The organism is Gardnerella sp. DNF01189, assembly GCF_049244195.1.
GTDB lineage: Bacteria > Actinomycetota > Actinomycetes > Actinomycetales > Bifidobacteriaceae > Bifidobacterium > Bifidobacterium swidsinskii.
In genome coordinates this window covers 957,027-982,321 of sequence record NZ_CP058385.1, presented here as the reverse complement: position 1 = coordinate 982,321, position 25,295 = coordinate 957,027, and the positions used below count along the sequence as shown (strand labels likewise).

Here is a 25,295-nt window from a genome sequence, read left to right as displayed (position 1 = left end):
GGAGTGATAAACATGACTGATATTGCAAATAACGCTATTAAGGAAGAAACCACGATGGAAGATCAAAACAACGAACCGTTGCTTTCAGTACGCGACTTGCAAATTAGCTTCGCTTCTGAAGCTGGTACTGTGCATGCTGTGCGCGGAATGAATTTTGATTTGTACCGCGGAAAGACTATTGGTATCGTTGGCGAATCTGGTTCTGGTAAGTCGGTTACGTCCTTGGCTGTTATGGGCTTGCTGGATAAAAACGCTAGCGTTAAAGGCTCTGTAAAGTATAAGGGCGAGGAGCTTTTAACTAAGTCTGATGCAGAAATGAGTAAGATTCGTGGCAAGAATATTGCTATGGTGTTCCAGGATCCTCTTTCTGCTTTAACCCCTGTTTTCTCTATTGGTGATCAGCTTAAGGAAGCTTTGGTTATTCATAATCCTGACATGACTGAAGAGCAGATTCGCGAGCGTTCTATTGAATTGCTTGATTTGGTTGGTATTACTAAGCCGGCTGAGCGTTTGAAGGCTTTCCCTCACGAGTTTTCTGGTGGTATGCGCCAGCGCGTGATGATTGCTATGGCTATTGCCAATAATCCTGACATTATTATTGCCGACGAGCCTACTACCGCTTTGGATGTGACTATTCAGGCTCAGGTTTTGGAAGTTTTGAAGAAAGCTCAGCGCGAAACCGGCGCTGCAATGATTTTTATTACTCACGATTTGGGCGTAATTGCTGGCGTTGCAGACGAAGTTATTGTTATGTATGCGGGTCATTTGGTTGAGCATAATAGCGTTGAAGAGATTTTTGCTCACCCAACTCAGCCGTACACTATTGGCTTGTTGGGTGCTGTTCCTCGCGTTGATCAAAAGCGCACTCGTCGTTTGACTCCAATTTCTAAGCCGACTATGGATATGCTTATGGCTGAAGAAGAAAGCGGCGACGACAGCACAATGATGGGTCTTGAAGCTGAAAGCGAAACTGTTCGCTCGTTGCTTCATGCGGAAACCGAAAAGCCAATTAAGCCAATGTTTGAAGGCATTCCTCGTGAACAACGAAAAGTTGTTTTGGATGTTAAGAACTTGGTTAAAACATTCCCAATTACTAGCGGTGGCTTCTTGCGACGCAAGGTTGGCGAAGTTCGCGCGGTTGATGGTGTGAGTATTGAGGTTCGTGAAGGCGAAACTGTGGCTTTGGTTGGCGAGTCTGGTTCTGGTAAGTCCACGACTTTGATGGAGATTATGGGCTTGAAGAAGCCTGAGTCTGGTTCTATTACAGTTTTTGGTACTGAGTTGAACGATAAGTTGACTCGTGAGCAGCGTCGCGAACTTCGTTCTAAGATTCAGTACGTGTTCCAGGACCCAATGAGCTCGCTTGATCCTCGTATGCTTGTTTACGATATTTTGGCCGAGCCTTTGCTCGTGCAAAAGAAGTCGAAGGAAGAAATTCGCCAGCGTATTGCTGAGCTTATGCAATTGGTTGAGTTGAATCCTGATCAAGTTGATCGCTTCCCAACGCAGTTCTCCGGCGGTCAGCGTCAGCGTATCGCTATTGCTCGCGCTTTGGCTGTGAATCCTAAGCTTTTGCTTCTTGATGAGCCAGTTTCGGCTTTGGATGTTTCTATTCAGGCTGGAATTATTAACTTGCTTGAAGATTTGCAAGACAAGTTGGGTGTTGCTTACTTGTTCGTGGCTCACAACATGGCTGTGGTTCGTCACATTTCTAGCCGTATTGCTGTTATGTATCACGGTCGAATTGTTGAATCTGGTGAAACGGATGAGGTGTTTGATAATCCAAAGCACCCTTACACTCAGGCTTTGATTAGCGCTGTGCCAATTCCGGATCCTACAATTGAGAAGAACCGTAGGCGTATTATTCTTTCTGAAGAAGATAATTTTGACGATGTTAGGTAATTCATGACTTGTTGATTTTAGTTAATCTTCATCAATCTGAATAAATTACTTAGTCGCGCATGTTTATTACAACATGCGCGATTTTTTATTGTGTAACATAAATTTAAAAAACGTAATATATTTTGTTTTTTAGCCAAAATAAACTAAAAAATTTTCTGTTTTGCTCATTATAGATAATAAATTATTCTTTTTTGCCTAATTTTCATAAAGTTGAAAAGAAAAAAATCAATATTTTGTGAAAACGATTTGTCGAATGTCATAGAGTTGTATATACTCATACAACATACCGGAAGACGGACATCATCCGGGGAATGAGAGGAATCATGAAAAATACAAATGCAGGTAAACTGACTGTATTTGCCGCAGCTGCACTTTCTGTTGCAATGCTGCTCGGCGCTTGCGGCGGTGCTACTAACAATGCTGGTAAAGCAGGTATGACTGAAGAGCCAGCTGCTGGTGTTGACACTTCTTACACTGGCGAACTTCCAATGCCAGATGTCAACAAGCGTTACGATAATCCACAGTCACGTGACAACGTTAAGGACGGCGGCACTTACACCGTTGCTCTTCCTGTTCTCGGTCCAAACTGGAATTACGCTTCTAACGACGGTAACTCTGGTTACATGAATACTTTGTGGGGCTTCTACCAGCCAGATCTTATGGCTTATGACACCGTTAAGGGTGAAAAGCTTAAGTACAACCCTGACTACATCACTTCCGTCAAGAAGGTTAGCGATAAGCCACTCGTTGTTCAGTACAACTTGAACCCAAAGGCCAAGTGGAATGACGGCACTGATATTGATTACACCGCATTTAAGGCTACTTGGCAGGCTTTGAACGGAAAGAACAAGGATTACTCCGTCCCAAGTACTGAAGGCTATGACTGCATCAAGAGTGTTGAACAAGGTTCCACTCCAAAGCAGGTTATAGTGACTTATGAGAAGCCATGCGCAACATGGGAAATGCTTTTCGCTCCACTGGTTCATCCAAAGGCCGGTGACGTTAAGACCTTCAACCAGGGTTGGGTAAACAATCCTCACAACGAGTGGGGTGCAGGTCCATTCCAGATTGAATCCGCAACCGAAAATCAGGTTGTTTTCACCCGCAATCCAAAGTGGTGGGGTAAGAAGGCAAAGCTCGATAAGGTCGTTGTAAAGCGTATGGAAGATACTGCAGCTTTGAACGCTTTCCAGAACGGTGAAATCGATGCTGTAACCGATACCATTTCTTCTAAGGACGCAATCAAGTCTGCTCGTAGCGTTAAGGGTGCTCAGCTGCGTTACGGCTACAGCACCAAGGTTCGCGTGCTTAACTTCAACGCTAAGTCCAAGCCACTTAACGAGCTTGCAGTTCGTAAGGCTGTTGTTCAGGCATTCGACGTTGCTACCTACAACAAGATTCAGTTCCAGGGCATGAACTGGAAGAGCGAGCAGCCAGGTTCTGAGCTTCTCTCCATGTTCCAGGCTGGCTACAAGAACAATCTTCCTGCTGACGGCAAGTACAACACCGAAAACGCTAAGAAGACCCTTGAAGCTGCTGGTTACAAGATGGGCAAGGATGGCTACTACGCCAAGAATGGCAAGACTCTTGAGATTTCCTTCACCTTCTTCGGCGATGATTCTACTCAGGCAGCTCTTGCTAACGCATTCCAGGCCATGATGAAGAAGGCTGGAATTAAGTGCAAGACTGTGAACCATGCTGTTGCTAAGTTCTCCGAGGTTGTTGCTTCGCACGAGTACCAGGTGCTTCCATTGGCATGGCAGTCCACATCTCCATTGAGCTTCTTGTCTGCAGCAAGCCAGGTTTACAAGTCTGATAGCGATTCCAACCTCGGTCTCGTTGGCAATAAGAAGATTGATGCTATGCTCAACAAGATTGGCAAGACCTACGATTACAAGGAACAGACTGATTATGCAAACAAGGCAGAGTCTGCAGCTCTCGCACTCTACGGAACTCTTCCAGTTTCTGCTCCTCCTATTTACCAGGTGTTCAAGAAGGGCTTTGCTAACAACGGCCCTGCTGGTTACGCAAGCACCTACCCAGAGGATATGGGCTGGCAGAAGTAAGTAAATTTGTAGCGATAATTCGCGCAAGTTTACTAAGCTGATTGCTTAACTTATAGCATGTGGCGTGTAGTCTTTTGGCTACACGCCACATCTTTTTGTGTATGCTAATGTGAGAAAATAGTATAAATTTAAAATTAAGTCTCAAAAAGCAAAATCGGAAACAAAGGAGAAGCTGGCGCATGTACGTCAATCCGAATAAACGCAAAGATGCGAGTAACGTGCGCTGGGTATTGCAATACTGTAAGCCGGACATGTGGAAAGTTTGGCTTGCTATTTTTCTATTTATTATCAATGACACGATGGCAATGACAATGCCGTTGCTTTCGGGCTTTATTGTAGACAAAATCATTATTGGCAAACAGCATAATTTGCTTATAAGCGTATGCGTTTTGATGGTAGCAATGATGATTGTTCGCGTTGGCTCAAGGTATATTTACCAGCTTTTAATGGAAAAGTTTGGTCAAAATGCCGTGTATCGCCTGGTGAGCGACGAGTACGAAAAGCTTCATTCTCTCGATTTTACGTACTTTAATCACACGCGCACAGGCGACATTATGAGTCGTATGACATCGGATACTGACGCGATTCGTCATATTTTAAGTTGGGTTTCGTATATGGCGTTAGATTGTGTAGTAATGTTCGTGCTAGCGCTGGTTATAATGTTTTCAATTCAGTGGAAGCTCGCTTTAGCACTTATGTCAATTACGCCATTTTTGTTTCTGCTCGCAAAAATTATGGGCAAAAAAGCTAGACCGAAATTCCTTGCAATTCGTGAATCCTTTGCGCGCATGAATTCAATGGTGGAAGAAAATATCGAGGAGAATCGCGTAGTAAAAGCTTTCGTGCGTGAGGATTACGAAACTAAGAAATTCGATAAGTGCAACGAAGACTACTTTAATTGCAATATTACGCTTGCAAAAAATACTCAAAAATACATGCCTTGGCTCGATGGCATGGGTTTTGTGCTTGAGCTTATAACAGTTGGTTTCGGCGGATGGCTTGTTTTGAATGGCAACATGACTTTAGGTGCATTCGTCACTTTTAATAGCTTCCTTTGGATGCTACACATGCCTGTACGAATGGTGGGCTGGCTTATTAATGATTGGCAGCGTTTTAACGCAGGATGCGTGAATATTCGCAAACTTCTTACGCAAGAATCGCATATTAGACATCCAAAAGAAGCGGACGAAACCGTTAAAATTAGAGGTAAAATTACTTTTGAGCATGTTGATTTTTCATTCCCAGACGATCAAGACTCTCCAATCTTAAAAGATATTGATTTAGACGTTCCTGCTGGAAGCAAACTGGGTATTCTTGGTGAAACTGGTTCCGGCAAATCAACTCTCGTAAGTCTTATAGCAAGATTCTATGATCCTACGCGTGGTCGTGTTTTAATTGACGGAAAAGACGTGCGCGAATGGCCGTTAGAAACTGTTCGTAACCAAGTTAGCATAGTTGCGCAGGAAACATTCCTATTTTCGGACACTATTGCAGGAAATATTAGTTTTGGATTACCTCAAACTAAAGAAAATTGTAAGGAATTAGATAATACCATTCGCACGATGGCAACAATTGCTGCAGCAGACGATTTTATTATGGATATGCCAGAAGGCTATGAAACAGTAGTAGGCGAGCGTGGGGTAGGTCTTTCTGGTGGGCAAAAGCAGCGTTTGAGCTTAGCTAGAGCGTTGGCAAATAATCCTGCAATCTTGATTATGGACGATACAACTTCTGCTGTAGATATGGAAACGGAAGAGCATATTCAGCAGGAGCTGAAAAAGCTTGATGGCACGCGCACAATAATCACTATTGCGCACAGAATCTCATCCGTTAAAGATGCAGACATGATTGTTGTGCTAGATCACGGGAAAATTATTGAACGCGGCACGCATGCTCAGCTTGTTGCAGCGCACGGGAGGTATTGGGAGATCTATAGAAAGCAACTTGGCTTTAAAACTGGCAGGTCTGCAGGATTCGAAACGAAGGGGGAGTAGAAATGGCACAACGTAATACTTATCGTGAAGACGAAGGTCAAGAAGAACACATAAACGTGCACGAACTTATGCGCGTTAGAAAATATATGAAGCCGTATGCTACTAAACTTCTATTCGTAATTATGGTAGTTATTAGCGGCAGCATAATTATGACAGCGATGCCAATGATTACGAAAACGCTAATCGACGTTGTATTGCCTCAGAAAAATGTCAATTATTTATATACAATTATTGCCGTATTCGCACTGCTCATTATATTGTATGAGCTTGGTTTAGCGTACAGAACTTTAGCAATTACACGCATCGGCCAGATGATAATCAAAGACATGCGCCGCGATATCTTTACGCACGTGCAATCATTATCTTTTGACTATTTTGATTCGCGTCCGCATGGGAAAATTCTGATTCGCATCGTAAACTACATCAATACGCTTTCTGACACGCTTTCATCCGGTTTAATTAACGTATTTTCTGACGTTTTTGTGCTTATTATTACATTAATAACAATGTTTATTATAGATTGGCGAATGGCTTTGTGGAGCTTGGTGCTATTCCCAATATTTATAATTTGGACGCGAACTTTACAAATTTTGCAAAGAAAAGCGTCTAAAAAGTTATCAAATAAACAAAGTAATTTAAATGCGTATTTGCACGAATCAATCGCAGGAGTAAAAACAACGCAAACTTTTGCGCGAGAAGCTACAGCATACGCTACTTTCCAAGAGCAACAAGCAGAAGTAAGAAGTGCTTGGATGCGAAACGTTAGAGTGCAAATGTTACTTTGGCCTGGTGCTTCAATTATTGAGACTGCAGCAATAGCGCTTTTGTATTACGCTGGCATAGCAAACTTAGGTGCAATGAACGTGAGCACGGGAACACTTATAGCATTTGTTTGGTATTCGACTACTTTCTGGGATCCAGTAGTAAATATTGGAAACTTCTATACGCAACTTGTAACGTGCTCAGTTTATTTGGAACGAATTTTTGAAACTCTACGAATTAAGCCAAATATTGTAGATAAGCCAGATGCTATTCAATTGCCTCAAATCGAAGGAAAAGTAGACGTAAACGACGTTGTTTTCCGTTACGAAGAAGATGGAAGGCCAATATTAAACTTGGTTGATTTGCATGTTAATCCTGGCACTACTGTAGCTCTTGTGGGACCTACTGGTGCAGGAAAAACAACTCTTGTAAGTCTTCTTTCTAGATTCTACGACGTTTCAGAAGGCTCGATTACTATAGACGGGTACGATGTACGTTCAGTAACGCTCACATCTCTTAGAAAACAAATGGGCGTAATGTTGCAAGATAGCTTTATTTTCAGTGGAACCGTACGCGAGAACATCCGTTATGGGAAGCTCAATGCCACTGATGAAGAAATTGAGAATGCAGCGCGCGCAGTTCATGCTCACGAATTTATTGAAGGATTACCGAACGGATACGATACTGAAATTGAAGAGCGCGGAGCCACTCTTTCTGCAGGTCAGCGTCAGCTTATATCGTTTGCGCGAGTATTGCTTGCGAATCCGCGAATTCTTATTCTAGATGAGGCAACAAGTAATATTGATACTCGTACAGAAGAAGCATTACAAGCAGGATTAGCTCAATTACTTAAAAATCGCACATCTTTTGTAATAGCGCATAGGCTTTCGACGATTGAGAATGCGGATTTGATTTGTGTAATCGATCATGGAGAAATTGTTGAAAAAGGCACTCATAACGAGCTTATGGAGGCAAGAGGAGCGTATTATCGTCTTGTAAAATCGCAATATGATGCAATTCGCAAAGCAGTTTTATAAATACTTATCATTCAATAAAAATTGACAGTTGAGTTTGCGAGTAGACTTAAAAATATGAGTAAACATCATCGCGAACATAATTGGGCGCCGGCTTTAGCAACGCAATCTGCAGTATGGGAAAATCTGCTACAAGAAGGCATAACAATTGCAGACGATCACACGCACATGATTAGCGTTGTGGATTTTGCACATAATTTGAATCAAGAATTAGCAGAAAAAGGCCGCGATGTAATAGCGGAACCTACTGCAGACGATTTAGTTGTTCAAGCAAAATCATCAGGCGTTTCGCACATGCTAGAAGTCGGATGTGAATATCCAGATTGGGAGCCGACGATTAAGTTTGCTCAAACGCATGAAAATTCAGTTCGCGCAGCAATAGCAATACACCCAAACGAAGCAGTATTACATGGTCACAAAGGAGCTAAAGGCCCTGACGGACTGCCGATAGTTTACAAGCCGTATCACGATATTCCATTTGACGAAGCTATGCAACATTTGCGCTCGCTAGTAATTGCTCATCCAAAAGAAGTAGTGGCAATAGGCGAAACTGGCTTAGACTACTTTCGTACGGGAGAGCCTGCGCGACTTACGCAAATAGAAGCTTTCCGCGACCATATTGCGCTCGCAAAAGAGCTGAATTTACCTTTACAAATTCACGATCGTGATGCGCATGAAGACGTAGTAAAAGTCTTACTAAAAGATGGCGCTCCTGAGCGAACAGTATTTCACAGTTATGCTGGTGGTGTGGATTTAGCCGAAATATTGAAAGAGCACGGTTGGTACGCAAGTTTTTCTGGAACGATAAGTTACAAAGGCAATGATGAATTACGCGAATCTGCGCGAATTATTGGCGAAGACCATATAACTGTTGAAACGGATGCGCCTTATTTAACGCCAATGCCGTATCGTGGACGGCCAAACGCGCCTTATATGGTTCCTTATACGCTAGAAACACTTTCTGAAGTTCTAAATATATCGTTATTGCAAGCAGCGAAAGTTACACGCGAAAATACGCGAAAAATTTACGAATTTTAGGAATATAAAATCCTTAATTTTCAAGGATTTTTTAATATTTTTTGCGCGATGCACTATTGTTGTATACAATATCCAAGTACGGAAATAAAACTGTGAGGTGTGAGGTTTATGCGACTTCTTGTTGGCATCAAGAAGAAACCTCATATATGGAGGAACAATTAAGCATGACTAAGTCACGCACTGCTGTACCATCAAACGATAGTACAAAGGATCCTCGCAACGGCGCGAAAGATTCCGAGAAAAGCACTAAATCCTTAAAAGGTACTAAGGATGCTATATTGCGAGCTGCCTCGTTTACTAAGGCTCCTCAGGTGTCAAAAAAAACGACAACACGCGAAGAGCGCAAAGTAATAGCTCAGCAGCAAGCGCAAGAGGTAAAAGAAGCAGAAAAGCTTGTTGCTAGTGCAGTACGAGGTCCGTTAGGTAGATGGTGGGCAAAATTGCAAACCAGTTCCGATCGTTTTACATTGGGAATGGCAATTGTTGCTCTTGGCGTTGTTTATGGCGATATTGGTACTTCTCCGCTTTATACTGCGCAAACATTTTTAGCAGGTCAAGGCGGCTTGCAAAACATAAATCGCGCGACTATCTACGGAATGCTTTCGCTACTGTTCTGGTCAATCACATTAATTACAACCGTAAAATACGTATTTGTTGCAATGAGAACAGACAACAAAGGCGAAGGTGGCATTTTTGCTTTATATTCGCTTCTACGTAAAAAAGGCGCGTGGCTTGCAATACCGGCAATGATTGGTGGAGCCGCGTTTTTGGCAGATTCTGTGCTGACTCCTGCAGTTTCCATCTCTTCAGCAGTTGAAGGTTTGCGCACTATTGCAGTGTTTAAGCCAATATTCTTAGAAAATGAGAATTTGTCGATGATGATTACGGTTATTATAATCGTCATACTTTTCTCTGTACAGCAACGCGGAACCGAGCGAATTGGCAAAGTATTTGGCATTGTTGTGATGCTTTGGTTTGCTTTCCTTGCGCTGGTTGGTGTCATGAACATTGGCCAAGATTGGACTATTTTTGAAGCACTTAACCCGATTTATGGCATAAAATTCCTGTTTAGCACGCATAATGTGCAGGGATTAGCGGTTATGGGTGTGATCTTCCTTTCTACTACCGGTGCTGAAGCGTTATATTCTGATATGGGTCATGTTGGTAGAGGCAATGTGTACGCAACCTGGCCGTTTATTAAAATTGCTTTGCTGCTGAATTACTTTGGGCAAGGCGCTTGGATGTTGAAAAATCAAAACGATAAAGCATTATGGTCAATAGAAGGTTTGAACCCGTTCTTCCAAATGCTTGAACCGAATGTGCGATATGTTGCCGTTATTCTTTCGGTTACTGCTGGCATTATTGCTTCTCAAGCACTGATTACAGGCGCATACACAATGGTTTCTGAGGCAACAAGCCTAAATTGGATGCCACATTTGCAAGTGCGATATCCTGCTAGAACTCGTGGACAGCTGTATATTCCAGTTGTGAATGTTGTGCTGTGTGTTGCCACTATTACGGTTCTTGCAGTATTCCGCGATTCTGAACATATCTCTGGCGCATACGGTTTAGCTTTAACTCTAACTATGCTTGCTACGACTATTTTGCTTACAGTGCACATGTGGTATCAGAAGAAGCGATTTGGTGCCTTCATATTTGCAATCGTATTCCTCATGATTGAGATGATGTTCTTTGTGGCTTCCATGGCGAAATTCATGCACGGTGGCTGGTTTACTATGCTGCTCGGTGTTTCAATTTTGATCATTATGGTCACTTGGAAAGATGGAACTAAAATTGAGCGTTCGCAACGTTTGCACATGAAACCGAAAGATTTCCTACCTGTGCTAGATAAGTTGCACGGAGATTTCCGTATTCCGTATTTCGCTGACAATATTGTGTATTTGACTTCCGATTGTGAAATGAAGCGTCTCGATACTGGAATCTTCTTCTCTATTTTTGCCGACCATCCAAAGCGTGCTAGAGCTTGGTGGGCTGTTTCTGTAGAAACAGATGACGCTCCGTTTACTCGTGAGTATTGTGTAGAGAATTTCGGTACGGACTACTTATTCCGCGTAAAAATTAAACTCGGATTTAAAGTGTCGCCTTCTATACCAGCGTATCTTCACCAAATTATGCATGACTTGTCGCACACGGGCGAACTTCCTCAGCAAAAATCCGTGTATCCGAAGGTTGATGCAGATCCAGATATTGGACCAATTCGATATGTTCTGTTGCACAAAGCGTTGATGCCGGAATCTAATATTTCTGTGCGTGGAGCGTTATCTTTAAAGATGAAATATGCAATTAGACATGTTGCTGGTACGCCTGTTAAATGGTTTGGTTTGGCTCCTTACAATCCAGTTGTTGAAGTGCAGCCGTTGTTTATTTCTACTCGCAGACCTCCGCGTTTGAAGCGTGAAGACTGTTCTCAGCGAGCAGTTCAATCTTTGCAAGGTGCCTCAGCGCTTGAAACTAATATTCACGTTGTGAAAGATATCAGACCTACTGATGCGGAGCAGACTGCTGTTATGAACGCACGAGATATTGCTGCTGCTAATGTGATGTTTGCTAACGAAAAACTTGCCAATACTGGGAAAATTAGCCCAGTTCCAATTAAAGAGACAAAAAAAGTTAGCGTGAAGAAGCCTAATAAAGATGGAGCAAATATCGATGCAGCGAATGTAACGCATGCTGTTGTGCAGGCTGTGGAGGATGCTGCTCGTGCCAATGATGCGAATAGTGTGAAATCTGAAAAGAGTGCAGCAACTGAAAAGAGTGCAAAAAATAATCTTAAGTAAGAATCTTAAGGAAGAGCCTTAAAATGGAAAATGGTGCAGAAAGTATACTTAATTGCAACTCGATAAAACTCGCTGATTTACCTGATTTTGGTGAAGTAGAGAAATTGCATAGTGCAACTGCACCATCTTCTGCTGCTTATGAGCTTATTCACGGTCATTGTGTTGTAATCTCAACAATTGCTTGGCAAATTGCTCATCATTGCAATATGCTTTTGTCCGCTGAAAATCGTGCTGCTCAAATGAGTGAAACTTTGCGTAAGCGTGCTGAAATAGCAAAAAATTGCCTTCAGGAGCTTGTCGGAGATAGTTATGCAATATTACCTGCGCTTAGTGGTGGCTTAGCTCCAAAACAGTATATTGATGAATACGCAGCTTTAATAGGTGGATTGTTGCACGATATTGGCACGTATTTTGTGCTTGAAAGTGATGGCAGTAGCAACGCTGGTGGTATATTGCGCTTTGATGGTCCGAATTATATTTTGCATGGCTTGCGCGGATATAAATATTTAATTGATAATGGTTTTAGTGAGGATGCTGCGCAATTTGCGCGCAATCATACTGGAGTTGGCTTAACTCGAGAGCAAGTTATTGCGCAAAATTTGTCTCTTCCTGCTGAAGACTATATTCCGCAAACAGTTGAGCAAGAAATTGTTATGGTTGCGGATAAATATAACAGCAAATCGATACCTCCTCGTTTTTTGACAGTCGATTCTTATCGTCGCAAGGCTGCGCGATTTGGCGAAGACAATGCTAATCGTTGGATGCAATTGGTTGCGAAATATGGTGAGCCAGATATTGCAGGTCTGGCAGAAATCTTTAATATGCGTGTTGATGCGTGAGCGTTATTGATTTTTTGCGTATTTTTATCCTATTTTTGTGTATTTTTTTTAAGAAATCTATTATTTTTTAAAAAGTTTTTATAGATTCAATATCAGATAGCATGCTTTTTTGGTGTTTTTTCGCGATTTTCGACACGCCGGTGTTTTGGCTTGTTTTCAATGGTTTTGGGGTGTTTGTTTTTGGTGGGTTTGCGTTTTAGCGTGGGTTGGTGTAAGTTTATCTCTTGCTGCTCAGCGCGGCTGGTTCTCCTCGGTTGAGGTTGATGAGCCGGCTGGTGTGGTGGTGGTTTGAGAACTCAAGAGCGTGTCTGTACTACTTATTAGTTAATTATTGCCAGTTCATTGCCTGCCTTGCAGATTGCAGGGTGCCTGAGAGATGGTTAAATGGTGGTGAGGTTTTTGTTGGGATGTTCTTTCCTTAAAGAATGTCTCGTCTTTTTCTTTTTAATATTGGAGCCTTTTGTTGGCTCTTCATTGAAGTTTTTTCGTGGAGGGTTCGATTCTGGCTCAGGATGAACGCTGGCGGCGTGCTTAACACATGCAAGTCGAACGGGATCTGACCAGCTTGCTGGTTGGTGAGAGTGGCGAACGGGTGAGTAATGCGTGACCAACCTGCCCCATGCTCCAGAATAGCTCTTGGAAACGGGTGGTAATGCTGGATGCTCCAACTTGACGCATGTCTTGTTGGGAAAGTGTTTAGTGGCATGGGATGGGGTCGCGTCCTATCAGCTTGTAGGCGGGGTAATGGCCCACCTAGGCTTCGACGGGTAGCCGGCCTGAGAGGGCGGACGGCCACATTGGGACTGAGATACGGCCCAGACTCCTACGGGAGGCAGCAGTGGGGAATATTGCGCAATGGGGGAAACCCTGACGCAGCGACGCCGCGTGCGGGATGAAGGCCTTCGGGTTGTAAACCGCTTTTGATTGGGAGCAAGCCTTCGGGTGAGTGTACCTTTCGAATAAGCGCCGGCTAACTACGTGCCAGCAGCCGCGGTAATACGTAGGGCGCAAGCGTTATCCGGAATTATTGGGCGTAAAGAGCTTGTAGGCGGTTCGTCGCGTCTGGTGTGAAAGCCCATCGCTTAACGGTGGGTCTGCGCCGGGTACGGGCGGGCTAGAGTGCAGTAGGGGAGACTGGAATTCCCGGTGTAACGGTGGAATGTGTAGATATCGGGAAGAACACCAATGGCGAAGGCAGGTCTCTGGGCTGTTACTGACGCTGAGAAGCGAAAGCGTGGGGAGCGAACAGGATTAGATACCCTGGTAGTCCACGCCGTAAACGGTGGACGCTGGATGTGGGGCCCATTCCACGGGTTCCGTGTCGGAGCTAACGCGTTAAGCGTCCCGCCTGGGGAGTACGGCCGCAAGGCTAAAACTCAAAGAAATTGACGGGGGCCCGCACAAGCGGCGGAGCATGCGGATTAATTCGATGCAACGCGAAGAACCTTACCTGGGCTTGACATGTGCCTGTCGACTGCAGAGATGTGGTTTCCCTTCGGGGCAGGTTCACAGGTGGTGCATGGTCGTCGTCAGCTCGTGTCGTGAGATGTTGGGTTAAGTCCCGCAACGAGCGCAACCCTCGCCCTGTGTTGCCAGCGGGTTATGCCGGGAACTCACGGGGGACCGCCGGGGTTAACTCGGAGGAAGGTGGGGATGACGTCAGATCATCATGCCCCTTACGTCCAGGGCTTCACGCATGCTACAATGGCCGGTACAACGGGATGCGACATGGTGACATGGAGCGGATCCCTTAAAACCGGTCTCAGTTCGGATCGTAGTCTGCAACTCGACTACGTGAAGGCGGAGTCGCTAGTAATCGCGAATCAGCAACGTCGCGGTGAATGCGTTCCCGGGCCTTGTACACACCGCCCGTCAAGTCATGAAAGTGGGCAGCACCCGAAGCCGGTGGCCTAACCCTTTTGGGATGGAGCCGTCTAAGGTGAGGCTCGTGATTGGGACTAAGTCGTAACAAGGTAGCCGTACCGGAAGGTGCGGCTGGATCACCTCCTTTCTACGGAGTTTTTGTGCACGCTCGGTTTGAGTGTGGTTACTGGTGTGGAAAACAATAGTTGACGTTTTTAGATGAGTTTGTTGGGCATGCTTTTGGGTTCCCGGATTGCCACCCCCCTTTGTTTGGGGTTGCGGTCCTTGACTCACAGGATTTCAGGTTGATGCTTTTGAGTGTTTGGCTTGGGTTTTGTGGTGTTGTGGTGGTTTGAGAACTGGATAGTGGACGCGAGTAAAATGCGAAACTTTTTTGTTTCGATTTTTTTGCTTTTATCAATTTCAACCGGCTCCTTTTGTTGGAGTCGCTTGATCGTTTTGTGATCGTTTAGTGTGATGATTTTTTGTCTAGAGAATTTTGCTGATGGGTTCTTACTTTAGTGTTTGTCACTGGTAAGGGCGTATGGTGGATGCCTTGGTAGACAGGACCGATGAAGGACGTGACGGGCTGCGATATGCCTCGGGGAGCTGCCGAGTGGGCTTTGATCCGAGGATTTCCGAATGGGGAGACCCGGCCACTGTTATGAGTGGTCACCACAGTTTTTGTGGGGGGTACGCAGGGAAGTGAAACATCTCAGTACCTGCAGGAAAGGATACTCCGTGAGTAGTGGCGAGCGAAAGCGGATCAGGCTAAACCGGGTGCGTGTGATAGCCGTCAGGTGTTGCGCATTCGGGGTCGTGGGATGGACTGTTCAGCCTCTGACGGGGTTGAGGAGAGTGATAAAATGTCGTGCTAGGTGAATGGGATTGAATTCCCAGCCGTAGAGGGTGATGGCCCCGTAGCTTGTCGTGCGATGTCTCTTTATGTTTATTCCCAAGTAGCGCGGGACTCGTGGAATCCCGCGTGAATCTGCCCAGACCGTTGGGTAAGCCTAAGTATTCCTGTCTGACCGATAGTGTACTAGTACCGTGAGGGAAAGGTGAAAAGCACCCCGGGAGGGGAGTGAAATAGTTCCTGAAACCGTGCGCTTACAATCCGTCGGAGCCTTCTTTGTGGGGTGACGGCGTGCCTATCGAAAAATGAGTCTGCGAGTCAGTGGTATGTGGCGAGGCTAACCCGGGTGGGGGAGCCGTAGCGAAAGCGAGTTTTAAAAGGCGTTTGAGTCGCATGTCCTGGACCCGAAGCGGGATGATCTAGCCCTGAGCAGGTTGAAGCGCGGGTAAGACCGTGTGGAGGACCGAACCCACCTAGGTTGAAAACTGGGGGATGACTTGGGGTTAGGGGTGAAAGGCCAATCAAATTCCGTGATAGCTGGTTCTCTCCGAAATGCATTTAGGTGCAGCGTCGTGTTATTGCTTACAGGGGGTAGAGCTACTGGATGCTTGCGGGCCCATACCGGGTACCAATAGCAGCCAAACTCCGAATACCTGTTAGGTTTATCACGGCAGTGAGTCGGCGGGGGATAAGCTCCGTCGTCAAAAGGGAAACAGCCCTGATCGTCGTCTAAGGTCCCGAAGCGCGTGCTAAGTGGGAAAGGATGTGGAGTCGCATAGACAGCCAGGAGGTTGGCTCAGAAGCAGCCATCCTTGAAAGAGTGCGTAACAGCTCACTGGTCTAGTGGTTCCGCGCCGACAATGTAGCGGGGCTTAAGCACGCCACCGAAGACGCGGCTGCATGATTTGTTTCATGCGGGGTAGGAGAGCGTCCTGTATGGGGTGAAGCGGCAGTGTGAACTTGTCGTGGACTTTACAGGAGTGAGAATGCAGACATGAGTAGCGAGAGACGGGTGTGAATCCCGTCCGCTGAATGACTAAGGGTTCCGGGGCCACGTTCGTCGTCCCCGGGTGAGTCGAGTCCTAAGGCGAGGCCGACAGGCGTAGTCGAATGGATGAACGGGTTGATATTCCCGTACCGGTGTTACACCGTTCGAACTGAATCTGAGAGTACTAACCTTCATTTGCTGGTTGATTGCCTTTCGGGGTTGTTGGCTGGTTTGTGTTGGGACTGTATCGGTAGTAGGTTAGCGTGGGAGTGACGCGGGTAGGTAGCCGGCTGCGGAGGTGGTTTTCCGTGGCTAAGCGTGTGGGCTGTCTCCTAGGTAAATCCGGGGGATGTTAAAGCTGAGGCGTGATGGGTAGGCTGTAAGGCTGATTCCGGTGATCCTGCTTGCCAAGAAAAGCTTCAACGTGAGGTGTGATTCCGCTCGTACCCTAAACCGACACTGGTGGTCTGGTAGAGTATACCGAAGCGATCGGGCGAATCCTGGCCAAGGAACTCGGCAAATTACTCCCGTGCCTTCGGCATAAGGGAGACCCCTGATGGTGATGTTTTTTACAAGCGGAGCTGTTGGGGGTGGCACAAGCTAGGGGGTAGCGACTGTTTACCAAAAACACAGGAGCGTGCGAAGGCGTAAGCCGCTGTATACGCTCTGACGCCTGCCCGGTGCCGGAAGGTTAAGAGGATCCGTTAGCTTCGGTGAAGCGGTGAATTTAAGCCCCGGTAAACGGCGGTGGTAACTATAACCATCCTAAGGTAGCGAAATTCCTTGTCGGGTAAGTTCCGACCTGCACGAATGGCGTAACGACTTCCCCACTGTCTCGGCCAGGAGCCCGGCGAAATTGCAGTACGAGTAAAGATGCTCGTTAAGCGCAGAAGGACGAAAAGACCCCGGGACCTTTACTATACCTTGGTATTGTCGTTAGGTGTGGATCGTGTAGCATAGGCGGGAGGCTGTGAAGCGTGGGCGCTAGCTTGCGTGGAGTCGACAGGTGAAATACCGCTCTTTCCATATCTGGCGTCTAACCTCGACACGTTATCCGTGTCAGGGACAGTGCCTGGCGGGTAGTTTAACTGGGGCGGTTGCCTCCTAAAGAGTAACGGAGGCGCTCAATGGTCCGCTCAGCCCGGTTGGCAATCGGGTGTTGAGTGTAATCGCACAAGCGGGCTTGACTGTGAGACTGACGGGTCGAGCAGGGACGAAAGTCGGAGATAGTGATCCGGTGCCGGCGTACGGACGTGGCATCGCTCAACGGATAAAAGGTACCCCGGGGATAACAGGCTGATCATTCCCAAGAGTCCATATCGACGGGATGGTTTGGCACCTCGATGTCGGCTCGTCGCATCCTGGGGCTGGAGCAGGTCCCAAGGGTTCGGCTGTTCGCCGATTAAAGCGGCACGCGAGCTGGGTTCAGAACGTCGTGAGACAGTTTGGTCTCTATCCTCTGCGCTCGTTGGAATGTTGAGGAGACCTGCCCATAGTACGAGAGGACCTGGGTGGACGAACCTCTGGTATGCCGGTCGTCACGCCAGTGGCGCTGCCGGTTAGCTACGTTCGGAAGGGATAACCGCTGAAAGCATCTAAGCGGGAAGCCTGCTCCAAGATAAGCATTCCTTGCACTTTAGTGTGTGAGCCCCCATGTAGAACACGTGGTTGATAGGCTAGATGTGGAAGCCCTGTAAGGGGTGGAGCTGACTAGTACTAACGGGCGATGGTGACATTCTTCCTCACTTTTGTGAGTGGGGAGGGTGAGTTTCTCATGAGTATTATTCTTCTAGCGTTAATGAGTACTGAATGTTTTGCTTAACGATCAGTTGGTAAGAGAGTTTTTATTCGCGTTCATGTCCGGTTCCCAAACCGCCACGTGTTGCCACTCAATGGTTTTGAGTGTATAATCTAGTTTTGCGGTGGTCATGGCTCAGGTGAGACGCCCGGTCCCATTCCGAACCCGGAAGCTAAGGCCTGACACGGCGAGGGTACTGCACTCGATAGGGTGTGGGAGACTAGCACGCTGCCGCATTATTTTTCTAGCGGGGAGTTTTCACTCCCCGCTTTTTTTATTTTCGTATACTACTGTTTTTGTAATCCTCCAAACTCTGGACAACGCTCGCGCTATAAGCGCTCACTGCTGAGCTTGCAAGGAAAGTCCACTGGACTTTCCGTCTGAGCAAGCTCACGCTCCGAATTGCTTTCGCGCGCGCAATGCTGCGCTCAAGCAGGTCGTCGCGCAAACGCGAGGAAAACTTACGGCAAATGTAGTTAAAAACAGACAACAGAGACATGCGCGCAGAAACCGTACTGCACCAGTAACGAAAAATCCCCGGCAAACGTTTTGTAGCATCATTTGCCGCAAGGTAGTGATTAAATGATGATAGTCGGTGCAGAAGCAAGTGAGCTTTGAGTATTCTTTGAATATTAAGGTATTGCGCCGATTGCAATTGGGCCAGCAATTGAGTTGATAATTGGGCTATCAATTGAAATAAAATCAAGCAATTAAGAATGCGGAATATTGTAACTAAAGCGATTATACTATTGCAGTAGAGCTATTTGCAATAATGCTGTTAGCAGTAATGCTATTTGCGATTATTCTGTAAATTTCATACAAGGAGTAGGTATGAATAAAGCCCTTATTAACATTGATTATACGAATGATTTTGTGGCAAGCGATGGCTCTCTGACTGTAGGTGAGCCTGCGCAAAAGCTTGAGAAGCGTATTACTGAGATTTCGCAGGAATTTCTTGACGCTGGAGAGTTCGTGGTTTTTGCGATTGATACGCATCATTTGAACGATCCGTATCATCCTGAAACTAAACTTTTCCCACCTCACAATATCGCCGGAACTCACGGTCAGAAGCTGTACGGCGCGCTTGGTGATTTTTACGAGGAAAATAAAGATAAAAGCAATGTGTATCACATTCATAAAACTCGCTACTCGTCGTTTAATGGCACGGATTTGCTGATTAAGCTGCGCGAACGTCATATTGAGGAGTTGCACTTGGTGGGTGTTTGCACGGATATTTGCGTGCTTCACACTGCTGTTGATGCGTATAATCTTGGCTTCAAAATCGTAGTTCACAAAGATGCAGTCGCAAGCTTTGATCCGCAAGGTCACGAATGGGCTTTGCGCCACTTTAAGACTTGCCTTAATGCGGATATTGTAGAAGGCTGAGAATTTTAGCTAAAAATATTTAAATAAGTATTCAATAGTTATTGAGAATAATAGACGCTGGTTGCTTTAAGCTACCAGCGTTGTTGTTTATTCGGAGTGTCGACTTGCTATTAATGAGAATCATTATTATTATTAGTAGACGTTGTTAAAATCTTCCATAATTATTTGCGAAAAGAAGAGCGCATATAAAGGTAAGAAGACGAAGTGTAGAGAGCGAAATAATAATTATGACTCAGGTCATTAGGAATATTGGAAAACGTGCTTTTGCAATGGCAAGTGTTGCAATACTTGCGTTTGCTGTGCTTGCATCAGGATTTAGTGCAGCTTTACCAGCAGTTGCATTAGAAAATAGTAATCCTGGTGAAAAATACGATCCTACAAAAAAAGAAGTGCTAAGTCACGGACATACAGACGTATTTTACCCAATTCAATACAATGGTAAATTCATTATGGCCGTCGAAAAAGACTCTGAAACTTTCTTAAAGCCTGAAAACACTACTTTGCGCGTAGCAAAAAGCACATACACTACAAAATCGCAACTTCCTGCTCTAGCTACTGAATACTACTATCTCGATAGTTCCGGTAAGCAAAAAGGAAATCCTCTCTTCCCGGGTTGGGACACAGGTTATGCTGCAACTTTAGTTGGCGCATCTCACGCAGATGACGCAACAGCAGATATTGCAATCCAGCAAGTTACTGGACCAATGAACGGTCGCATTTTGCTTTGGACTACCGGTGGCATTGGTAAAAATACGAAGAAAGTATCATTTGAAGAGAACGATTTAGACGACGAACCTGATACTGATGGCAGTCGATTTATGCTACCTGGCGTAATTCACCAGCATACTGCTGGCCACGTGCATGCAAACTGGGGATTTACGCAGCCTGGCGTTTACAAACTAAAAGTAGCAGCAACTATTACAAATAAGAACACTAAGAAGCAGATCACAACCGAACCTGCAGAATACACTTTTGAAGTAGAAGATACATATTCAGGCGAAGTACCTGCTTCTGGCATTACGGAAACGCTTGATTTGCACCGTCGCGGTGATTTTATTAATCCTGACGATGATGAAGAAGCGCACGAAGCTTCCAAAGATCATAAAGACACGGATAAAGACGATGGCGGCGATATGCGCATCGGCAATATTCGTGATTCCGGACCTCATCCGCATTATCATTCATACGAAGGTTATGGTGGTTTAGACTTAAAAGTAGTTAACAAACCAAAGGGCGCTCGTATTGAGTGGAGATATGTGCGTGCTGACGAAGGTTCTGACGCGTATGGAACCACTCTTTTTGCTGAGAGATTGCAGCTTCCAGCTGAGCCTGCAATGAACAAGATGAAAGTGTATGCTCACGCAACTGAAGGTGAAACGCAAGTTGGCAAAGATACTGCGTCTGCAACCATCGCCGTTGAAGATCACGGTGCTGACGGACATCCTGTAGTAAAAGCAATTGCTCCTTATAAGCGTTTCAAACCAGGGGATACTTTACACGCGAAAACAGTATTGCTTAACCCTCATGTTGCAACCGACGGTGTTACCGGTGTGCCAATTGACGATCCGACAAGTCCAGTAACTTCCATAGTCAAAGATTATGTTTGGTTGATAAAAAAGGAAGGAGAAAGCGAATTTAAGCGCATTCCTGGTGCCGTGAACAGCAAGTTGGAGCTAAAACTTGATGCGTCAATGCAAGGTGCAACGATTCGTCCTTCCTTAGTTTTAAAGAACGGTGAACTTTACCGTAATAAAATGTTTGATGAGTTTTGCGATTATGTTATTGAGATGAAAGGTGTTCCTCACTCTCATAACCATGATGGCGATGATGATCAAAGTGGTTCTGATTCTGAAGATGATGAGAACTCTCACGGGAAAAAGCACCATGAGAAGCGTCGTAATAAGCGCAAAAATAAGACTAAGCATTTTGTTGGTGGAAAGAACTTTTTGAAAGGTGTATTCGGCGGCACTGCAAATTCGGGACTATTTGGATCTAGTTCTAATGGTGGATTCCAATTCGAATCTAATTTCTTTAAGAAATCCAACAGAAAATTCAAGCGCACAAAGAAGAATCGCAATAAGACTAACCGCACTAATCGTAAGAATAATTCTAAAAATAATACGCAAAGTGGTGCTAGTTCTGGTTCTAGTTCTTTTACAAGAACAGAAAATTCAAGCGGAACATCGTTACATAATTCATCGCGACGAACTTCTGGCGGAACTCATACTAAGAACAAGAGCTCTAAGAAAAGTGGACAGACTATTCGTAATTTCGTAAGAACAGATAATAATTCTGGCAATAAGTCTAAAAATAGTTCTGTCAATAACTCTGATTTTGTTAAGAATACTGAACGTCATGCTTTGCAAGGTGCAAGGCAATACAACGAAGAATCTGATGAAGCGTATGAAGATGATTCAGATGATACAAAAGGTGATGGTTCCTCGACTAAGTGGGTTGCGGTTGCAGCTTCAGGTGCGAGCGTCGGCTTATGCACAATAACTGGCGCATGCGGAGCATTGATACGTTCTAAATTGAAATTGTTGTAAATAATATTCGTATTATTACTAGAAAGTTTAAATAATGAATTACAAACAAAATGAAACATTGCAAGTAAAACGAAAGCATGTATATTCTACTGCGTTGCTTGCGCTCATATTTTCTTTAGTAACTTTGGTTGCATCTTTATGCGCACCAAATCCAATGCAGGAAACTGCTTATGCTAATGAAGGCAATCAGCCAGTTATGATTCAAGCAGGTCATGCTGATTTTGGACCAACGCTAATCGACGGCAAATGGAAATTGAAGATTCGCGATGATACTGGTGACGAACCAGTGTGGCGAGACCCAGAAAATGTGGTATTTAAATTAGGTGGCAATTCAATAATTCCTATGCCTGATGATGCTGCCTACAGTTTTATTGGCGAAAAGCCTGGAACCAAGCTTTACGTAATTCCACAAACTCAAAATCCTGATGTGCCGTGGCTTGGTTGGAATACGCAGGAAGGTGGCGTGCTTAACGAGCTCGATCGCGGTGCAAACCTTTCTCTTGAAGGAGTAAGCGGCCCGGGTAAACTGCATGTTTACTTAGAAAATGGCAACAACAATCCACAGCAACTTTGGGATAGTACTAAAGGATATCCGCAAAACAGCTGGATTGAAGCCAACGCTCATACTCACGTGAATTGGGTGTTTTCTAAGCCTGGAATTTATCATGTAAAGCTTACTTTTTCAGGAAAGCTTAAAAATGGACGCGCAGTAAGCGATACGCGTGTTCTTAATTTTGCGGTTGGAGATAATACCGATCCTAATGCTGCTTTAGGTGCGGGTGCTGCTGGAGCAAGTGGCAACGAGGGCGACGAAGAGGGTCAAGATGAAGAAGATAACGATGAATCCGAAAAAGATGAAGCTAATCATCATCACGAACTCCTTCACAACAAGCATAAGCATTCTCACAAAGTATCTGAAAAAAGTGACGATACAGCTTTAGTTCTTCAAATTGTAGGTATTTTTGTGGCTATTATTGCCGTAATTATTGTGATTTTTGTACTAATAGCTGTAGTTAAAAGCAAGAAAGCACGAAATCTTGCGCTTGCTAAGCAAGTTTCTGCACAAGCTAATCAACAGTATGCAAACAATGCAAATTCTGTGAATAATGCAAATGGTGACAATACCTTGCCAAATCTAGTGCGTGATCAAGAAACGACAGTAATGTCACCAATTAATAATTCTCAATATTCTCAATCAGACAATGTGCAATCTGATGGCACTCAGTGGAAATAATGGTGTGACGAAAATGGTTCGTAATAGTATAAAGAAATTATCTCGCGCTTTGTTGGTGGGCGTGTGCTTGTGTGGCATGATGATGGGAACTCCCACGGCTTTTGCTGACAATGGCAGTGACGCAACTGTTGTAAGCGGAAAGAAATCTTCTAAAGATTTTGACGCAATAAAGCAAGCCAATTTTAAAGCGTGTGCAGCTGCTCGCTTAGATAAAACTGCTTCACAACCTGCGGCTGATAGTAAAGTTGCAATGTGCCATGCGTATAAAGGTCATACTGACGTTTTTGCAACTTTCTTTGATACTACAAATAACCGCATGGTATTAGGTACCTTGGGTGATGCGTTTGAAAATGAAGATCATAATGGCACTCGTTACGATACGAATCGGCTTATTTTTGAAGTCGGCTCTAAAAATATCATGCAGTTTTCCAAAGATGAGAACGATCCGATAATAAAAGAAATCTACGCAACAACTCGCGAAGGTGTAGTCTGGTTCTTTGATCAATCTGGAGCTGGAAATACTGGTGCATTATGGCCTGGTTTAGATACTAGACCGTTATATGAGGGAGCTGGTTCTACAAAAGTTAATCCAACAGTCAAACTGTCATTAACTGGTATCGAAGCCCCCCACAACGGCGAAGTTTTTATGTACAGTCGCAGCGGTGACGATTATGAGAAAATGCTCGGCTCTGCTGAAAACTGGCCGAAAGATGTTGACATTACTGAGACTGGTGGCAAGCATTCGCACATGTATTGGTCTTTTAACCGTCCTGGTGTGTATAAGTTAAAAATGAAGGCTACTGCTACCGTTGGTGACGAGGAGCAAAGTTCTGAGCAGACTTATACATTCCATGTAACTAATCATGATGTAACAGCTGGCGATTTTGCTGATTATGATGGCGCATCTTTTGATGGTGATGAAGATGGTGAAGACGACGAAGAAGATTCAGATGATGATGACGATTCTCAAAGTGAGGATCACAGCATTAATGTGCAACAAAGTAACGGATCTTTCTTCATTAACGGTAACAACAACACTGTGTATGTGACTCCATGGCCTGGAGCAAAAATGCAACAACAAGGACTTTTTGGAAGTAATAATGGTGGTCTTATTCATGGGGAACATAACGCTAAAAGCGGAAAGCAAGTTTCTCAAAGTCAGCAATCTGCTGTGACAAAGTTCAAAGACATCAAGGGCGACAAGCTTGTTATAGACCACGGTCACGTTGATATTGCTGTATATACTGGCGATTCAAATAAAGTTGATATGGCTGTGCAAGAAGATGTGACAGGAAGCCACGTCTTTAGAGACCCGGATACAGTTGTATTCGCAGTTGGTGATGCTGGTAAAACTAACGGCGTGTATCGTATACCGCAAACACAAATTGATGGTGTGCCATGGATGGGTTGGAATAATCAGTCTATGAATCCGCATAAGCCAACTCAATTGAGCCTAACAGGAGTTGAAGGTCCTGGAAACGTACGCGTTTGGATGTTTGGCGGTTTGGGCGGTGGAGATCAAGAGATTTTCTCCACTCAAGGAGCAACAGATTATACGATACCTGCAAATACGCATGCTCATGCGAATTGGGATTTCGACGAACCGGGATATTACACATTGCAATTCCAAGCTTCCGACGGAAATTCTACAGTAACTCGCAATATTCATGTTGCTGTTGGTGTAGATCCACAAGAAACACCAATGGGGTATGCTGACGGCGGCGAAAGTACTGGAAAAAAGGATGGTTCTTCTACACCTCAGAATCCAGCAAAACCTACTGATTTGCCTCGTTTAGGCGGAAATAATGGCGGTCATGGAAACGGTGCCGTTGGTGGCGGAAATCCTTTTGTTGGTCGTGGTTTAGGATTGAACAATTCACACTCTGGAAAACAATTGCCAAGAAAAGCTAAAAAGCATAAAGGTCTTGTTTCAAAAATTAGTAACAAGAGGCTCGCTAAAAGTTTGTACCGACAGAAATTGAACGATAATGACGATGTTGCGAAGTCTGAAGCAAAAGGTGTAACAGGATTATTTAAGCGAAATCCTTTACTTGCTTATTCGCTTCTTGCTGGTGGAATTATTGCTGTGCTTGGCGTTTTGGGTGCAGGGATTTGGTATCTCTACAATCGCGGACTTATTAACTTCAACTGGCTGTTGCGCTATTAGTAGTAGGAGTGTGTGAGGGTGATT

General features: G+C 44.8%; 12 protein-coding genes and 3 rRNA genes. All 15 read left to right on the top strand.

The features are described from left to right. Positions 1-12 precede the first annotated feature (12 nt). The 15 genes from HXT41_RS03875 (at position 13) to HXT41_RS03805 (ending at position 25,271) form a co-directional block, all read left to right on the top strand. Positions 13-1,902: an ABC transporter ATP-binding protein gene (locus HXT41_RS03875; protein WP_116432085.1), complete on the top strand. Its 1,890-nt coding sequence runs from the start codon at positions 13-15 to the stop codon at positions 1,900-1,902. Positions 1,903-2,225: 323 nt separating this feature from the next. Then, positions 2,226-3,968, top strand: coding sequence for an ABC transporter family substrate-binding protein (locus HXT41_RS03870; protein ID WP_165845956.1), 1,743 nt, complete (start codon positions 2,226-2,228; stop codon positions 3,966-3,968). 179 nt (positions 3,969-4,147) lie between these two features. Then, the gene (locus tag HXT41_RS03865) at positions 4,148-5,962 is read left to right on the top strand and encodes an ABC transporter ATP-binding protein (RefSeq protein WP_421788568.1); all 1,815 of its coding nucleotides are present in this window, start codon (positions 4,148-4,150) and stop codon (positions 5,960-5,962) included. 2 nt (positions 5,963-5,964) lie between these two features. Next, entirely contained in the window at positions 5,965-7,761 is a 1,797-nt protein-coding gene (locus HXT41_RS03860) for an ABC transporter ATP-binding protein (protein WP_116432087.1), read from the top strand. Between the two features lie 54 nt (positions 7,762-7,815). Continuing rightward, positions 7,816-8,796, top strand: coding sequence for a TatD family hydrolase (locus HXT41_RS03855; protein ID WP_116432088.1), 981 nt, complete (start codon positions 7,816-7,818; stop codon positions 8,794-8,796). 164 nt (positions 8,797-8,960) lie between these two features. After that, positions 8,961-11,594, top strand: coding sequence for a KUP/HAK/KT family potassium transporter (locus HXT41_RS03850; RefSeq protein WP_102155833.1), 2,634 nt, complete (start codon positions 8,961-8,963; stop codon positions 11,592-11,594). 23 nt (positions 11,595-11,617) lie between these two features. After that, on the top strand, positions 11,618-12,433 hold the full coding sequence (locus HXT41_RS03845) for an HD domain-containing protein (RefSeq protein WP_004107986.1): 816 nt from the start codon (positions 11,618-11,620) through the stop codon (positions 12,431-12,433). 145 nt (positions 12,434-12,578) lie between these two features. Next, on the top strand, positions 12,579-12,725 hold the full coding sequence (locus HXT41_RS03840) for a hypothetical protein (RefSeq protein WP_162861153.1): 147 nt from the start codon (positions 12,579-12,581) through the stop codon (positions 12,723-12,725). A 192-nt stretch (positions 12,726-12,917) separates the two neighbouring features. Beyond that, a 16S ribosomal RNA gene (locus HXT41_RS03835) occupies positions 12,918-14,444 on the top strand. A 376-nt stretch (positions 14,445-14,820) separates the two neighbouring features. Next, positions 14,821-17,879: ribosomal RNA gene (locus HXT41_RS03830) — 23S ribosomal RNA — on the top strand. A 179-nt stretch (positions 17,880-18,058) separates the two neighbouring features. Beyond that, a 5S ribosomal RNA gene (gene rrf / locus HXT41_RS03825) occupies positions 18,059-18,175 on the top strand. The 16S, 23S and 5S rRNA genes sit together here, the layout of an rRNA operon. A gap of 594 nt (positions 18,176-18,769) precedes the next feature. Beyond that, positions 18,770-19,324, top strand: coding sequence for a cysteine hydrolase family protein (locus HXT41_RS03820; protein WP_116994989.1), 555 nt, complete (start codon positions 18,770-18,772; stop codon positions 19,322-19,324). A 227-nt stretch (positions 19,325-19,551) separates the two neighbouring features. Beyond that, complete coding sequence (locus tag HXT41_RS03815) at positions 19,552-21,870, top strand: choice-of-anchor M domain-containing protein (RefSeq protein WP_116994988.1); 2,319 nt, start codon at positions 19,552-19,554, stop codon at positions 21,868-21,870. 34 nt (positions 21,871-21,904) lie between these two features. Beyond that, the gene (locus tag HXT41_RS03810) at positions 21,905-23,104 is read left to right on the top strand and encodes a choice-of-anchor M domain-containing protein (RefSeq protein WP_004109103.1); all 1,200 of its coding nucleotides are present in this window, start codon (positions 21,905-21,907) and stop codon (positions 23,102-23,104) included. Between the two features lie 13 nt (positions 23,105-23,117). Beyond that, positions 23,118-25,271: a choice-of-anchor M domain-containing protein gene (locus HXT41_RS03805; RefSeq protein WP_421788821.1), complete on the top strand. Its 2,154-nt coding sequence runs from the start codon at positions 23,118-23,120 to the stop codon at positions 25,269-25,271. The last annotated feature ends 24 nt before the right edge of the window (positions 25,272-25,295 follow it).

Excerpts from the sequence above, each read along its gene's own strand:
- HXT41_RS03875 (WP_116432085.1), top strand. The coding sequence starts at position 13 with ATGACTGATATTGCAAATAACGCTATTAAGGAAGAAACCACGATGGAA.
- HXT41_RS03870 (WP_165845956.1), top strand. The coding sequence starts at position 2,226 with ATGAAAAATACAAATGCAGGTAAACTGACTGTATTTGCCGCAGCTGCA.
- HXT41_RS03865 (WP_421788568.1), top strand. The coding sequence starts at position 4,148 with ATGTACGTCAATCCGAATAAACGCAAAGATGCGAGTAACGTGCGCTGG.
- HXT41_RS03860 (WP_116432087.1), top strand. The coding sequence starts at position 5,965 with ATGGCACAACGTAATACTTATCGTGAAGACGAAGGTCAAGAAGAACAC.
- HXT41_RS03855 (WP_116432088.1), top strand. The coding sequence starts at position 7,816 with ATGAGTAAACATCATCGCGAACATAATTGGGCGCCGGCTTTAGCAACG.
- HXT41_RS03850 (WP_102155833.1), top strand. The coding sequence starts at position 8,961 with ATGACTAAGTCACGCACTGCTGTACCATCAAACGATAGTACAAAGGAT.
- HXT41_RS03845 (WP_004107986.1), top strand. The coding sequence starts at position 11,618 with ATGGAAAATGGTGCAGAAAGTATACTTAATTGCAACTCGATAAAACTC.
- HXT41_RS03820 (WP_116994989.1), top strand. The coding sequence starts at position 18,770 with ATGAATAAAGCCCTTATTAACATTGATTATACGAATGATTTTGTGGCA.
- HXT41_RS03815 (WP_116994988.1), top strand. The coding sequence starts at position 19,552 with ATGACTCAGGTCATTAGGAATATTGGAAAACGTGCTTTTGCAATGGCA.
- HXT41_RS03810 (WP_004109103.1), top strand. The coding sequence starts at position 21,905 with ATGAATTACAAACAAAATGAAACATTGCAAGTAAAACGAAAGCATGTA.
- HXT41_RS03805 (WP_421788821.1), top strand. The coding sequence starts at position 23,118 with ATGGTTCGTAATAGTATAAAGAAATTATCTCGCGCTTTGTTGGTGGGC.